Below are 13,640 nucleotides of genomic sequence, written 5' to 3'. Positions count from 1 at the left end.
GCCCGGCCGGCCCGCGGTGCGCGGTTCACGCCACGACGACGCGCAGTCCCGCCTCCTCGAACCGGCGCACCGTCTCCGGGGCCGCCGCCGCGTCCGTGACCAGGATGTCCACCGACTCGGCCGAACAGATCCGGGCGAACGCCCGCCGGCCCAGCTTGCTGGAATCGGCCGCCACGATCACCCGCTCGGCCCGCTCGCACAGCAGCCGGTTGATCGCCGCCTCCGCCTCGTCGTGCGCCGCCGCACCGTGTACGACGTCGAAGGCGACGACGCCGAGCACCGCCACGTCGAGCGTGATCTGCCCCAGCACCCCGTCCGCGAGCGGCCCGACCAGCTCGTACGACTGGGCCCGCGCCACACCGCCCGTCACCACGATCTTGAACTGCGGGCGCACGGCGAGTTCATTGGCGATGTTGAGCGCGTTGGTCACCACCGTCAGCGCGGGCGATCCGGATGCGAGATCGCCGCGTACCGCCAGCGCACGCGCCACCTCCGTGGTGGTGGTGCCGCCGGTCAGCCCGACCGCCTCGCCCGGTGCGAGGAGGCCCGCCACCGCCTCGGCGATCCGCTGCTTCTCGGAGGCGCGGCGAGCGGTCTTGTAGCGCAGCGGCAGCTCGTACGACACCCCGTGCGCCACCGCCCCGCCCCGGGTGCGCACCAGCATCTGCTGCCCGGCGAGGGTGTCGAAGTCCCGGCGGATCGTCGCGGCCGACACCTCCAGTTCGGCGGCGGCCTCGTCCACGTCCAGTCGGCCCCGCTCGACGAGCAGTTCCAGCAGCGCCCGCCAGCGGGCGTCCCGCGACATCCGCCCTCCCGTTCTGCGGTCACCCGCCGTCTCCCGGCCTCCGGCGACCTTAGCGTCTGTCCGCCGGACAGGCGCCGGCGCACTCGACGATCTCTGCCCGGATGCTTGATCGTGCTTGAAACTCCCCTCTATCTTGCAACAACAATCACCGAGGAGGGTGGGGCGGACATGACGCACGTCGAGGACGAACTGAGGAGTCAGCCCGAGTGCTGGACGCGGGCCGCGACGCACGCGGCCGAGCACACCCGGGTCCTCCCGGCACCGGGGGAGCGGGTCGCGGTCGTCGGCTGCGGCACCTCGTACTTCATGGCGCAGGCGGTGGCGGCCCTGCGCGAGGGAGCGGGCCAGGGCGAGACGGACGCCTTCGCCGCCTCGGAATTCCCGCACGGACGCGCCTACGACCACGTCGTCGCCCTCACCCGCTCCGGCACCACCACCGAAGTCCTGGCCCTGCTCGACCGGTTGAAGGGCAGCACCCGCACCACCGCGCTCACCGCCGACCCGGACACCGCCGTGACGGCATCGGCGGACGAGACCGTCGTACTCGACTACGCGGACGAACGCTCCGTCGTCCAGACGCGGTTCGCGACCACGGCCCTCACCCTGCTCCGCGCCCACCTCGGCCTGCACACCGAAACAGTCGTCGAGGACGCGCGAACCGCCCTCGCGCGGCCGCTGCCCGAAGGGCTCGTGCACTGCACCCAGTTCACCTTCCTCGGTCGCGGCTGGACCGTGGGCCTCGCCCACGAGGCGGGTCTGAAGATGCGGGAGGCCGCCCTGGCGTGGACGGAGGCCTACCCGGCCATGGAATACCGGCACGGCCCCATCAGCGTCACCACGCGTGGTACGGCCACCTGGATGCTGGGCGACGCACCGGACGGTCTGGCCGCACAGGTACGGGACACCGGTGGATCGTGGATCCAGGGCACCCTCGACCCGCTGGCCGAACTCGTCCGCGCCCAGCGCCTCGCCGTCGCCGTCGCCGAGGCCCGCGGACTCGACCCCGACCGCCCCCGCCACCTCACCCGCTCAGTCGTTCTCGAGCCCTGACCCCGCCGGAAGGACCGGAAAGAACCGGAAAGGAGCGGACGTGCCCCTCACCACCACCGGCGAACTCGTCGACCGCGCCGCCGCGGCAGGCTCCGCCGTCGCCTCGTTCAACGTCATCACGCTGGAACACGTCGAAGCCGTCATCGCCGGGGCCGAGTCGGTGGACGCCCCCGTGGTCCTCCAGGTCAGCGAGAACGCGGTCAAGTTCCGCTACGGTCGTCTGCTGCCGCTCGCCCGCGCCGCCGTCGCCGCCGCCGAACGCGCCGCCGTTCCCGTCGCGTTGCACCTCGACCACGTCCAGAGCGACGCCCTGCTGCGCCAGGCCGCGGACGCCGGCTTCGGCTCCGTGATGTACGACGCGGCCCGGCTGCCCTACGCCGAGAACCTCGCCGCGACCCGGGCGGCCGCCGACTGGGCGCACGCCCGGGGCCTGTGGATCGAGGCGGAACTGGGGGAGATCGGCGGCAAGGGCGAAGCGCCGCCGCTGGACGCCCACGCGCCCGGCGCCCGCACCGACCCCGACCAGGCCCGCGCCTTCGTCGCCGACTCCGGCGTGGACGCCCTGGCCGTCGCCGTCGGCACCACCCACGCCATGACCACCCGCACCGCCACCCTCGACCACGCCCTCCTCGAACGCCTCTCCGCGACTCTGGACGTCCCCCTCGTCCTGCACGGGTCCTCGGGCCTGCCGGACACCGAACTCACCGCGGCCGTCGGATCGGGCATCGCCAAGGTGAACATCGGCACCGCCCTGAACGTCGCCATGACCGGCGCCATCAGGAACTTCCTCGCCGCCCACCCCGAAGCGGTCGACTCCCGCGGCTACCTGACCGTGGGCCGGGAAGCGATGACCCGCGCGGTGGCGGACGTCATCGTGACGCTCACCCCCCACTGACGCGGGCCGTCAAGGGCGCTGCGTCGCTAACGCTTCACGGACTTCAGAACGACGAACTTCGGGTCGCTCGCCACCACTTCACTGTTCCCGAACAACCGCCGCAACTTCACGTGGTACCCCAGATGGCGGTTGCCGACCACCCACAGCTCACCACCGGGGCGCAGGGTGCGCCTCGCGCCGGTGAACATGCGCCAGGCCGTCGCCTCGCTGGTCGCCTGGTGGGAGTGGAACGGCGGGTTGTTGAGTACCAGGTCGACGCTGCCGTCCGGCACGCCCGCCAGGCCGTCGCCGACCCGGAACTCGGCATGCCCGGGTACGCCGTTGGCCCGGTACGTGGCCTCCGCGGACGCCACCGCCTGGAACGACTCGTCGACGAACAGCACCTCGGCCCGCGGGTCGGCCAGCGCCACCGCCGTACCGACGACACCGTTGCCGCACCCGAGGTCCACCACCCGGAGCCCGGTCCGCCCGGTCGGCAGGTGCTTCAGGAGGAACCGGGTGCCGATGTCGAGCCGGTCGGCGCAGAAGACCCCCGCGTGGTTGACGACGGTCCGGCCCGAGACCGCGCCGACGCCGTCGGGCAGCGCGTAGCTATACGGCCAGGGACTGGGGGGCCGGGCCAGGGCAGGGTCCGGGGTGCAGAAGATGAGCCGCGCCTTCTTCTCGGCGAGGGAGGTCCGGGTGGGGCCGATGATCCGCTCGAAGAGTTTCAGCGTCGAGGTGTGGATCTCCTTCACCATGCCGGTTCCGACGACGACCGTGCCCTCGTGCACGGCGGGCGCCAGCCGCAGCAACTGGTCCTCCAGCAGCGCCAGACTCTTCGGCACCCGCACCAGCAGCACATCGATCCGGCCCGGCGGCGGATCCTGCGTGGTGAGCAGCCGGACCGTGCCCGGCTCGACACCGGCGCGCGCCAGGTTCGCGCGGGTCGCCTCCTGCCCCAGCCAGGAGTCGGTGATCTGTGTCGGCCGGTGCGCGGCGAGCGCCGTGACCAGCGCCCCCCAGCGGTCTCCGACGACCACGACCGTGCCGTCCAGCGGGATCGGTTCCCGGTCGAGGTGCCCGAGGAGGTACTCGTCGGAGGCGTCCCAGGCGCGCAGCCTGTCGCGGGGGTCCTCGGGGAAGCGGGACAGCACCGGCGCGCCCCACGGAGTCGTCATACGGTCGTTCATCGTGCGACCAGGCTAGCGGAGCCCGGAGTTCCAGCCCGGGCGGTGTCGGACGGGAGGGAGACCTCGGGCGCCGGGCTGCCCCCGGCCCGGGAGACAGCCCGACCTCGGTCCCGGGGACAGCCCGGCCTCGGTGCCGCCCGTGTCCTCCGTTTCGGCGGGCCGTCACGGCTCGCCCACCACGGGGACCCGCGCGTGCACACGGGTGCGGCACCACCGGAGTGGGGACCGGCCGGGCGGCCGAGCATCCCGCTCCGGGCCGGCGGCCGACAGCCCGCCGCCGTTTCGGATCATGGGAGACTCACCCTCATGAGCGGGAAGGCGGACCCCCGGCCGGCGGGGGAAGGGATCACCTCGAGGACGCGGCTGGACCGGGGACGCGGAGCGCTCGGGCCCGCGTTGGAGCTCGTGCACACCGGACGTGCCCCGACCCGTGCGGTGCTCACCGCGGAACTGGGCGTGACGCGGGCGACCGCCGGCGCCGTCGCCGCCGAACTGGAGGCGCTCGGCCTGATCAGGGTGGACGCCCGGCCCGGCGCGGCCGCCGGTTCGCAGGGCAGGCCCTCGCACCGGCTCTCGATCGCCGAGGACGGACCGGTGGCACTGGCCGCGCAGGTGCACTCCGACGGGTTCCGGGCCGCCCTCGTCGGCCTCGGCGGCCGGATCGTCGCCACCGCGCCCGGCAGCGAGGTCATCGACGCCGACCCGGCGAAGGTGCTCGGCTCCGTCGTCGCGGCCGGCGCCGAACTGCTCCGCGAGACCGGACGCCGGTGTGTCGGAGCGGGGCTCTCCGTGCCGTCAGCGGTGGCCGAACCGGAGGGGCTGGTGTTCAGCCCGCTGCGCCTGGCCTGGCCCACGGGCGCCCCGGTGCGGGAGATCTTCGCCGAGCAGGTGCGCGCCGCCGGTCTCGACGGCCCCGCCTTCGCGGCGAACGACGTCAACCTCGTCGCCCTCGCCGAGCACCGGCACGGCGCGGGGCGCGGCTCGCGCGACCTGCTGTGCGTGGCCACCGGCCACCGGGGCGTCGGCGGCGCGCTGGTGCTCGACGGCCGTCTGCACACCGGCAGTTCCGGTCTCGCCCTGGAGGTCGGCCACCTCGCCGTCAACCCCGGGGGCCGCCCCTGCTACTGCGGCAGCCGGGGCTGCCTGGACGTGGAGGCCGACCCGCTCGCCTTCCTCACCGCGGCCGGACGCGAACCCGGCCCCGAGATGTCCCTTCTCAAACAGGCCGACACACTGATCCACGAGCACTACGACGACCCGGCCGTCCGCGCCGCCGTCGCCACCCTCGTCGACCGCCTGGGGCTGGGTCTCGCCGGCCTGGTGAACATCCTCAATCCGGACCGGATCATCCTCGGCGGCCTGCACGGCACCCTCCTGGACGCCGCCCCGGACCGGCTGCGCGCCGTCGTCGCCGACCGCAGCCTGTGGGGCCGCAGCGGCGGCGTTCCGATCCTGGCCTGCACCCTGGACCACAACAGTCTGGTCGGCGCCGCCGAACTGGCCTGGCAGCCGGTCCTCGACGATCCGCTGGGGGCCTTGGCATAACGGTCCGGCCGGTGGGCAGGCGGATGCCCGAGTCGACAGGCGGAACCACGGCCGGGGACCGCACAATGATCCACGAAACGCGATCGGTGAAGCACTGCCGGACAGTGCGCGCGCCGACCGGGTCCGGGACACCCGCCCCGGACCCGGCACCGGAGCACGAGGCACTGCCCACCGCACACGGAGCGACCGCCCCGACCCGCAGAAAGCCGAGGCCATGACCGACCAGCTCACCGTGACCGTCCTGGGCACCGGCATCATGGGTGCCGCGATGGCCCGCAACCTCGCCCGGGCCGGCCACGCCGTCCGTGTCTGGAACCGCACCCGCGCCAAGGCCGACCCGCTCGCCGCCGACGGCGCACACGTCGCAGGCACCCCCGCCGAGGCGGTCGAGTCCGCCGACGTCGTCCTGACCATGCTCTACGACGGTCCCGCCACGCTGGAGACGATGCGGCTGGCCGCCCCCGCCCTGCGGCGCGACACCGTCTGGGCGCAGTCCACCACCGCCGGTCTCGAGGGTGTCGCCGAGCTGGCCGGCTTCGCGCGCGAGCACGGCCTGATCTTCTACGACGCCCCGGTGCTGGGTACCCGGCAGCCGGCCGAGGCCGGACAGCTGACCGTGATCGCCGCCGGACCGGCCGCGGGCAGGACCACGGTGACCCCGGTGTTCGACGCCGTCGGCGCCCGCACCGTGTGGACCGGTGAGGACGGGGCGGCCGGCAGCGCGACCCGGCTCAAACTCGTGGCCAACAGCTGGATCCTCGCGGTCACCTCCGCCGTGGGGGAGACCCTCGCCCTGGCCGAGGCGCTGGACGTCGACCCCGGCGGCTTCTTCGACCTCATCGCGGGCGGCCCGCTCGACATGGGCTACCTGCGCGCCAAGGCGGGGCTGATCCTGGACGGGCCGCTGACCCCGGCCCAGTTCGCCGTGACCACGGCCGCCAAGGACGCCGGTCTGATCGTCCGGGCCGGCGCACAGCACGGTGTACGCCTGGACGTGGCCGCGGCCGGTGCCGAACGCCTGGAACGCGCCGCGGCCCAGGGCCACGGTGATGAGGACATGGCCGCCGCCTATTACGCCAGTTTCGCCCGTCACGACGAATCCACCACCTGAGCACCCGGTACGAAGCGTCCGGGGAACCCGTTCGACGACCCACCGAGGAGTCCGTAGTGTCCAAGCCCCCGCTGCCTTCCGAGGCCGACGGCCTGCTGCGCCGCCCCAACCCCTGCGTCATGGCCACCCTCCGCTCCGACGGCACACCCGTCTCCACGCCCACCTGGTACGTGTGGGAGGACGGCCGCGCGCTGATCAGCCTGGACGAGGGCAGGGTCCGACTGAAGCACCTGCGCCGCGACCCGCGCGTCACCCTCACCGTGCTGGACGAGGACAACTGGTACACCCATGTCACCCTCATCGGCCGCGTCGTCGAGCTGAAGGACGACGAGGGCCTGGCCGACATCGACCGCCTCTCCCGGCACTACACCGGCAACCCGTACCCGAACCGGGACCGGGCCCGGGTCAGCGCCTGGATCGAAGTCGACCGCTGGCACGGCTGGGGCGCGATGAAGGACAGCGACCAGGCGTCCACCTGAACCCGACGGGGGAGGGGGCAGGTGCCGCCGTCCCGGGCACTTCCCGTGGGGTGCACGCGGTGCCGCCGGCCGTACGACGACCCGGTACCCCCTGGGGGCGACTCTCGGAAGTGTCGCGTCACCACGACGCGACAGCGCGTCCGAGGAGCTGAACGATCGTGCAGACCCCGGCGCACCTCGGTGCAGGAGGGCCCGGCCCGTGGATCCTGCTCTTCCCCTCCTGATCCGGGCTCTGGTCATCGGCGGCGGCATCGCACTGCTGCGCCGCACGGTACGGCGGGGACGCCGTGGCCAGGCTCCGGCCCACCGTGGCGGACGGCCCGCCCGTCAAGGTGCCCGGCCACCGCTTCGCCTCCGGCGAGAGCGACCGAGAGCGACGAGGACGAGTACCGGCGGCGGCTCTCCGTCCTGGACGAGGGGTTCGGCCGGCGCGGCGAGGGCGGCGCGGCATGACCACCGGAGTCACCGCCCGGTCAGCCGACAACGGCGGACCGGGCGGGTTCCGGTTCGTGCCGGTGTCCCTCGACGGCGTGCTCGACGAGTGCGACCTCCGCGAACCGGTGTGCGGCGTGCTCGACGGCATTGATCCTCGGACACCGCTCCCAGTCCGCGACGGGAGTCGCGGACGGCGTCGGCAGCGTGAACCACACGACCTTGCCCGACTCGCCGTCCGGCAGCGCGCCCCAGCTCTCGCTCATCGCGGCCACCATGGCCAACCCCCGCCCGCAGGTGGCGAGCGGACCGGCGTCCGCCACGACCGGCAGCCGCGGGTCGTGGTCGCGCACCGAGACCTTGAGCCGGTCGAGCAGTACTTCCAGCTCGACCGTGCAGCTCTTGTCGGGCTGGGCGTGCCGGTGGACGTTGGACAACAGCTCCGTCACACCGAGCGAGGCCCGGTCTATCAAAATCTCCATGTGCCAGTAGCGCAATTGCGCAGATACGATTCTGCGGACCTGGCCGATCCTCGAAGGCAGAGCCTGGAGCTCCACCGTGCAGTGTCTGCTTGGGTGAGTGATCACAGCTGCGACTCCCCGGTGTCAGGCCCGGACGGACGTCCGGAAGAACACGGAGTACGGATCCAGCAGGGTGCCCGCGTGACGTGGCCGCCTGCTGTCGTGGCCGGCGGGCTGGTTCGCAGCGTTATCGCCGGTAAACCCAGAGTGACGTGAAAACAGCGTGACGCAGGGCCTGAAGTGACGCAACTCACGGGCATATCAGGCGCCGCGGCCCGATGCCCGGCGTACGGCTTCGATGAAGCGGCGGGCCGCGGGCGGTCCCGGCTCGCCCGGCGCCGGGTCGTGGTCGCCCAGCGTCAGCAGGTACCGATGGCCGTTGAGGTCGGCCAGGGCACGGTCCTCGGGGGCGAACCAGGGCCGGGAGGCGCGTACGGCCTGCACCGGCGCGCTGTCGATCTCGGTTCCGTGGCTGGTGAGCAACTCGAGCCTGCCGTCGCTGATCCGGACCTGCCCGGCCCGGGTGAGCGACCGCAGCCGCCTGCCGATCCGCACGCCCCTGGCCGTGAACTCCGGCTCGGCCATGCCACCCGCCCCCTCGTGCGCGTCGGTGTACCGGACCGTGCTCCGCGGGCCGGCTCATGTCCAGATCCAGTGTGCCCCCGTCCGGGACCCTGCTCCGCCGGTGCAGTCTGCCCGCCCCCGCCGCCGAGCACCAGTGCACGCACCTCCGTTCCCCGCGGTGCCCGAAGCACTCGCGCGAATGCGCCCCCGCAGCCGCGCCCCGGGCGCCCCGGGCAGGGGGCCGGGACCCCCGTGGTGCCAGGGTTGTCTTTGGGGCGCTCAAAGAGATGTTTATGCAGGTGAGGCGGCGATTCTGGGGTGCATATGATCGGGGGTGTCGGCCGCGTGGGACGCCGTCGGCGTTCAGCGTGAGGAGCCCTGCCGTGAGTACCCCCCAACAGCCCCCGAGCGGCGTCACCCTCGATGTCGACCACAGCGACCCCGGCTACCGCGACTGGCTGAAAGAGGCCGTGCGCAGGGTGCAGGCGGACGCCAACCGGTCGGCCGACACCCATTTGCTGCGCTTCCCGCTGCCCGAGCGGTGGAACGTCCACCTTTACCTCAAGGACGAGTCGACGCATCCGACCGGCAGCCTGAAGCACCGGCTGGCCCGCTCCCTCTTCCTCTACGGGCTGTGCAATGGCTGGATCCGTCCGGGCCGCCCGGTGATCGAGGCGTCCAGCGGTTCGACCGCCGTGTCGGAGGCCTACTTCGCGAAGCTGATCGGTGTGCCCTTCATCGCCGTCATGCCGCGCACGACGAGCGCCGAGAAGTGCCGCCTCATCGAGTTCCACGGCGGCCGGTGCCACTTCGTGGACGACCCCCGCACGATGTACGAGGCCTCGTCCGTCCTCGCGGCGGAGACCGGCGGCCACTACATGGACCAGTTCACCTACGCCGAACGGGCCACGGACTGGCGGGGGAACAACAACATCGCCGAATCCATCTTCCGCCAGATGGAGTCGGAGCCGTTCCCGGTACCCGAGTGGATCGTCGCCACGGCCGGCACCGGCGGAACCTCGGCGACCCTCGCGCGCTATGTCCACTACATGCAGTACGACACCCACGTCTGTGTCGCCGATCCGGAGAACTCCTGCTTCTTCGAGGGCTGGACCACCGGCGATCCGGACGTCACCTGCGACAACGGTTCCCGCATCGAGGGCATCGGCCGGCCCCGGATGGAACCGAGCTTCGTGCCCGGTGCCATCGACCGGATGATGAAGGTGCCCGACGCGGCCGCCGTCGCCGCCGTACGGGCCCTGGAGCGGGTCATAGGCCGCAAGGCGGGCGGCTCCACCGGCACCGGGCTGTGGAGCGCGCTGAAGATCGTCGCGGAGATGGTGGCCGAAGGACGGCAGGGGAGCGTGGTGACGCTGCTCTGCGACCCGGGGGACCGCTACCTCGACAAGTACTACTCGGACGCGTGGCTGGCCGACCAGGGTCTGGAGATCGCCCCGCACACGGCGTCGATCGAGACGCTGCTGCGCACCGGGGTCTGGCCGGACTGACGGCTTTCGGGCGGTCCGAACGGCGGGGTCAGCCGTCCGCGGGATCCGCGGGGCCGTCGGGTTCCCCCGCCACGATCAGGTGCCGCAGATGCTCGGAGACCTCGAGGCGGGCCTCGGCCGGCAGCCCGGAGTCCGTCACCAGCGTGTCCACCTGGTTCAGAGAAGCGAACGAACTCAGGCCCACCGTGCCCCACTTGGTGTGGTCGGCGACCACGACCACCTGCCGCGCCGACTGCACCAGACGCCGGTTGGTCTCGGCCTCCGCGAGGTTCGGCGTCGACAGCCCGGCCTCGACCGATATGCCGTGCACCCCCAGGAACAGCAGATCGAAGTGGAGCGTCGCGATCGCCTGGTCGGCCACCGGCCCCACCAGCGAGTCCGACGGCGTGCGCACACCGCCGGTCAGCACGACGGTGGCCGTGCCCTGCCGGGGGCCCGAGGTGCGCTGCGCCGCGTGGAAGACGTCCGCCACCCGCACCGAATTGGTGACCACCGTGAGGTCGGGCACCTCGAGCAGCCGGCCGGCCAGCGCGTACGTCGTCGTGCCGCCCGAGAGGGCGATCGCCGCACCCGGGGCGACCAGTTCGGCCGCCGCCCGCGCGATGTCGTCCTTCGCGCTCAGCTCCAGACCCGACTTGGCCTCGAAACCGGGTTCGTGCGTGCTGGCCTCGACCAGCGGGACCGCGCCGCCGTGCACCTTCTCCAGGACGCCCTGCCGGGCCAGCGCGTCGAGGTCGCGGCGGACCGTCATGTCCGACACGCCGAGCTTGCGGGTCAGTTCGTTGACCCGGACCCCGCCGCGGCGCCGGACCTCGTCGAGGATCAGGGCGCGCCGCTGCTCCGCGAGGAGGTTCTGATTCTCGCTCACGTACGCTCCGGTCCTTTCGCCGCCAAGCCGTCCGACACGCCGCACACGCCCGGCCCGACTGGCACGTTCTTCTGGTCACCGGTGCGTCGGCGTCCCATCCTCGCATGCCGGTACAGGGGCGGCGCACCCGGCTGTTCGTCGCGAACATGCCATCGTTGTCCCGTGGATCCGTTCTGCGGGCCGCCCGAACCTCCCCCGGATCGGGGAGATTCCGTGAGAACAGGTGTGGGCCGCTCCGGCAGGGGAGATCCTGTGCCCGCACGGACGGATCCGACGGCGTGTCACGGGGGAAGTGCGAAGCAGTGGAGCGTGCGCGGGAACACGGACCGGCCGAGGGCGCGGACGACCCGGCCGAGCGGGCCGGGGAAGCCGGAGCGGCCCTGGAACTCCTGGTCCACGGGGTGGGCGGCACCACCCCGCAGGAGATGCTGAATGATCCGCGCACGGTGCGGATCACGGGTGACGACATCGCCGCCGTGTTCCGGCGTGCCGACGACGCCGACGCGGAGCGCCGGCCCGCCGACCGCCAGGACGGCCCGGTCCCCGAGGCGTACGTCTGGTGCAACCTCACCTCCGGCAACGGCACCCGCGCCCTGTGGCTGTTGCTGCTGCCCTTCATGGTGGTCAACCTCGCCCACTGGATGCGCCCGACGGCCCGGGGCCGCAGACGCCTCGTGAGGCTGTACGGACTGCTGGTGCGGCTGGCCGGACTGAGCCTGACGGTGCTGCTCGTCGCGGCCGCCTGCGAGGTCGCCCTGGACCTCGCGGCCTGGCAGTGCGCGGGCACGCACGCGTGCGCCGCGCGGCACTCCTGGCTCGGCTTCCTGTCGCCCGAGGCCTCGGACGGCGGCTGGTGGAGCCTGCCGGGCCGCCGGCTCGCCCTCGCCGCCCTGGTGCCCACAGCCCTGACCGGGTTGCTGTGGTACCTGTCCCTGCGCACCTGGAGCGCGTACGAGTCCCAGCAGCCGATGGCCCACGAGATCGAGCCCGAGGGGCCCGAGGAGGAAGTCGGCCCCACCGCCCTGGGCCGGCCCGGCTTCTGGTACGGCCGTCGCCTGGTCGCCCGGCTGCGCGCCGCGCACACCGCCGCCGGACTGCTCACCGTCGCCGCCGCGGTCGGCAGCGCGGCCGCCCGCCACGACCGTGCTCCCGGCGGCCCCGCGGCGCTGGGTGTCCTCGGCCCGCTCCTCGAGGCGGCGCTGTTCGCCGGCGCGGCCGCCGTGGTGTGGGTGGTCTGCCGCCGCGGCCGCACCGACCGCCGGCTGGACGGCGCACTCGACACCCGCGTGGTGCGCCTGCTGCCCCTTGCCGCACTCGCCCTGCTCGTCCTGACCCTGGTGTACGCCGGATGGCAGCGCCCCGGCTGGGAGTCGGCGGGCCGGCTGTCCGGTGATGCGACCTTCGGAACCATCACCCTCGCACAGGGCCTCCTCGTGATCGTGCTCGCCGGGGTCGCCCACGCCCTGCACCGGAGCGCCCCCGACCGGCGTGCCGCCATGCGGGGACTGGCCGGACCCGCGGTCGCGATGCTGGCCTGCGCCCTGGGCGGCGTGATGTCCGGCGGCGTGGCCCAGCGGGTCTCCGACTGGCTGGACGGCACCGGGGCGTCGATCCCCGGGCCACCGGTGGTGCTCACCTGGCAGGCGTCCGTGATCCCGCCCCTGCTCGTCCTGCTGCTGGGGCTCTGCGGCTGGCTGGCCCGGCGGGCCTGGCGCATCGCCCGCGACGAGCGCGCCGCCGTGGCGCACGAGTTCCCGGGTGAGACCGGCGACCCCGCCCGTACCCGGCGGATCGCCTACGTCCGCGCCATGGCCACCCTCACCGACCGGGCACCCCGCATCGTCGCCGTCACCTCCGCCGCGACCCTGCTGCTGGGCGCGGGCGCCCTCGTCGGTGCCCTGACCACCGACCGGACGCCCGGCCAGGCCGCACGAGGCACCTACGCCGTGGTGCACGGCGCCGCCGAGACGGCGCAGGCACTGGGCTCCTGGCTGATCGGACTCGGCTTCATCCTGTTCGTCACCTGGGGCCGGCGCGCCTACAAGGACGCCGCCGCGCGGCGCACGATCGGCATCCTGTGGGATGTCGGCACCTTCTGGCCGCGCGCCGCCCACCCCTTCGCACCACCCTGCTACGCCGAACGGGCGGTGCCGGACCTGACCTGGCGGATCGAGACCTGGACGCGGTCCACCGGCGGACGGCTGGTGCTCTCCGGACACTCCCAGGGAAGCGTCCTCGCCGCCGCCGCGGCCTGGCAGCTCACCCCCGCCACCCGCAACCGCGTCGCCCTGCTCACCTACGGGTCCCCGCTGGAACGGCTCTACGGCCGCTGGTTCCCGGCCCACTTCGGGCCCGCCGCGCTCGGCGCCCTGCACCAGGAGGTCGACTGCTGGCGCAACCTCCACCGGCTCACCGACCCCATCGGCGGCCCGGTGCGGCTGCCCGGCGACTGCGGCCCCGAGGTGGACCGCCCTCCGCTGGGGGACCCCCTGGCGTACGGCCGCACCGAGGCCCACCCGCTGCCCGCGCCGATCCTCGGCCACTCCGACTACCAGGCGGACCCGGCCTTCGCCGAGGAACGCCGACGCCTGCTGGCCCGGCTGCGGCCGGAGGTTCCGGCACCGCGGCACCCGGGAGAACCCGACGGCGGCGTCCGCAACGGCTCCGGCGCGCCCACCGCGTGAGGCCCG

12 protein-coding genes and 1 pseudogene are annotated in these 13,640 nt (G+C 73.5%); 8 read left to right on the top strand and 5 right to left on the bottom strand.

The genetic code is table 11. The annotated features are described in order from the left end of the window. Positions 1–25: 25 nt before the first annotated feature. Positions 26–805, bottom strand: coding sequence for a DeoR/GlpR family DNA-binding transcription regulator (locus AB0I73_RS01975; protein WP_363032771.1), 780 nt, complete (start codon positions 803–805; stop codon positions 26–28). A gap of 168 nt (positions 806–973) precedes the next feature. Here AB0I73_RS01975 and AB0I73_RS01970 point away from each other — a divergent pair, with 168 nt between their 5' ends. Next, positions 974–1,855 carry an SIS domain-containing protein gene (locus tag AB0I73_RS01970; protein ID WP_363032769.1) on the top strand — a complete coding sequence of 294 codons (882 nt, stop codon included), beginning with the start codon at positions 974–976 and terminating at the stop codon, positions 1,853–1,855. A gap of 40 nt (positions 1,856–1,895) precedes the next feature. Further along, positions 1,896–2,750 carry a ketose-bisphosphate aldolase gene (locus tag AB0I73_RS01965; RefSeq protein ID WP_363032767.1) on the top strand — a complete coding sequence of 285 codons (855 nt, stop codon included), beginning with the start codon at positions 1,896–1,898 and terminating at the stop codon, positions 2,748–2,750. Positions 2,751–2,776: 26 nt separating this feature from the next. On the opposite strand, the gene AB0I73_RS01960 is transcribed toward AB0I73_RS01965, so the two are convergent. Further along, entirely contained in the window at positions 2,777–3,910 is a 1,134-nt protein-coding gene (locus AB0I73_RS01960; protein ID WP_363032765.1) for a methyltransferase, read from the bottom strand. A 318-nt stretch (positions 3,911–4,228) separates the two neighbouring features. Here AB0I73_RS01960 and AB0I73_RS01955 point away from each other — a divergent pair, with 318 nt between their 5' ends. From AB0I73_RS01955 to AB0I73_RS01940, 4 genes and pseudogenes are all read left to right on the top strand, one after another. Then, the gene (locus tag AB0I73_RS01955) at positions 4,229–5,467 is read left to right on the top strand and encodes an ROK family protein (RefSeq protein ID WP_363032763.1); all 1,239 of its coding nucleotides are present in this window, start codon (positions 4,229–4,231) and stop codon (positions 5,465–5,467) included. 214 nt (positions 5,468–5,681) lie between these two features. After that, the gene (locus AB0I73_RS01950; protein ID WP_363032761.1) at positions 5,682–6,578 is read left to right on the top strand and encodes an NAD(P)-dependent oxidoreductase; all 897 of its coding nucleotides are present in this window, start codon (positions 5,682–5,684) and stop codon (positions 6,576–6,578) included. Positions 6,579–6,634: 56 nt separating this feature from the next. Beyond that, positions 6,635–7,057 carry a PPOX class F420-dependent oxidoreductase gene (locus tag AB0I73_RS01945; protein WP_363032759.1) on the top strand — a complete coding sequence of 141 codons (423 nt, stop codon included), beginning with the start codon at positions 6,635–6,637 and terminating at the stop codon, positions 7,055–7,057. Between the two features lie 158 nt (positions 7,058–7,215). Continuing rightward, positions 7,216–7,510 (top strand): annotated as a pseudogene (locus tag AB0I73_RS01940) (SHOCT domain-containing protein). A gap of 20 nt (positions 7,511–7,530) precedes the next feature. Here the strand turns inward: AB0I73_RS01940 and AB0I73_RS01935 are convergent. Further along, positions 7,531–8,076 carry an ATP-binding protein gene (locus tag AB0I73_RS01935; RefSeq protein WP_363032757.1) on the bottom strand — a complete coding sequence of 182 codons (546 nt, stop codon included), beginning with the start codon at positions 8,074–8,076 and terminating at the stop codon, positions 7,531–7,533. Between the two features lie 195 nt (positions 8,077–8,271). Continuing rightward, positions 8,272–8,595, bottom strand: coding sequence for a hypothetical protein (locus tag AB0I73_RS01930; RefSeq protein ID WP_109382788.1), 324 nt, complete (start codon positions 8,593–8,595; stop codon positions 8,272–8,274). A gap of 362 nt (positions 8,596–8,957) precedes the next feature. Here AB0I73_RS01930 and AB0I73_RS01925 point away from each other — a divergent pair, with 362 nt between their 5' ends. Then, a complete protein-coding gene (locus tag AB0I73_RS01925) occupies positions 8,958–10,082 on the top strand; it encodes a PLP-dependent cysteine synthase family protein (RefSeq protein ID WP_363032755.1) in 1,125 nt (374 codons plus the stop codon). Positions 10,083–10,110: 28 nt separating this feature from the next. On the opposite strand, the gene AB0I73_RS01920 is transcribed toward AB0I73_RS01925, so the two are convergent. Continuing rightward, complete coding sequence (locus tag AB0I73_RS01920; protein ID WP_363032753.1) at positions 10,111–10,950, bottom strand: DeoR/GlpR family DNA-binding transcription regulator; 840 nt, start codon at positions 10,948–10,950, stop codon at positions 10,111–10,113. A 302-nt stretch (positions 10,951–11,252) separates the two neighbouring features. Between AB0I73_RS01920 and AB0I73_RS01915 the strand changes: the two genes are divergently transcribed. Next, positions 11,253–13,634, top strand: coding sequence for a hypothetical protein (locus AB0I73_RS01915; protein WP_363032751.1), 2,382 nt, complete (start codon positions 11,253–11,255; stop codon positions 13,632–13,634). The last annotated feature ends 6 nt before the right edge of the window (positions 13,635–13,640 follow it).

The sequence above is a fragment of the Streptomyces sp. NPDC050388 genome, from assembly GCF_040655635.1.
Lineage (GTDB): Bacteria > Actinomycetota > Actinomycetes > Streptomycetales > Streptomycetaceae > Streptomyces.
Note: the sequence above shows the minus strand (reverse complement) of the source record. Positions and strands in the feature narration are given on the sequence as shown.

What these genes read in the sequence shown, in the direction of transcription:
- AB0I73_RS01950 (WP_363032761.1), top strand. Translation starts at nt 5,682, where the DNA reads ATGACCGACCAGCTCACCGTGACCGTCCTGGGCACCGGCATCATGGGT.
- AB0I73_RS01930 (WP_109382788.1), bottom strand. Translation starts at nt 8,595, where the DNA reads ATGGCCGAGCCGGAGTTCACGGCCAGGGGCGTGCGGATCGGCAGGCGG.
- AB0I73_RS01955 (WP_363032763.1), top strand. Translation starts at nt 4,229, where the DNA reads ATGAGCGGGAAGGCGGACCCCCGGCCGGCGGGGGAAGGGATCACCTCG.
- AB0I73_RS01975 (WP_363032771.1), bottom strand. Translation starts at nt 805, where the DNA reads ATGTCGCGGGACGCCCGCTGGCGGGCGCTGCTGGAACTGCTCGTCGAG.
- AB0I73_RS01970 (WP_363032769.1), top strand. Translation starts at nt 974, where the DNA reads ATGACGCACGTCGAGGACGAACTGAGGAGTCAGCCCGAGTGCTGGACG.
- AB0I73_RS01960 (WP_363032765.1), bottom strand. Translation starts at nt 3,910, where the DNA reads ATGACGACTCCGTGGGGCGCGCCGGTGCTGTCCCGCTTCCCCGAGGAC.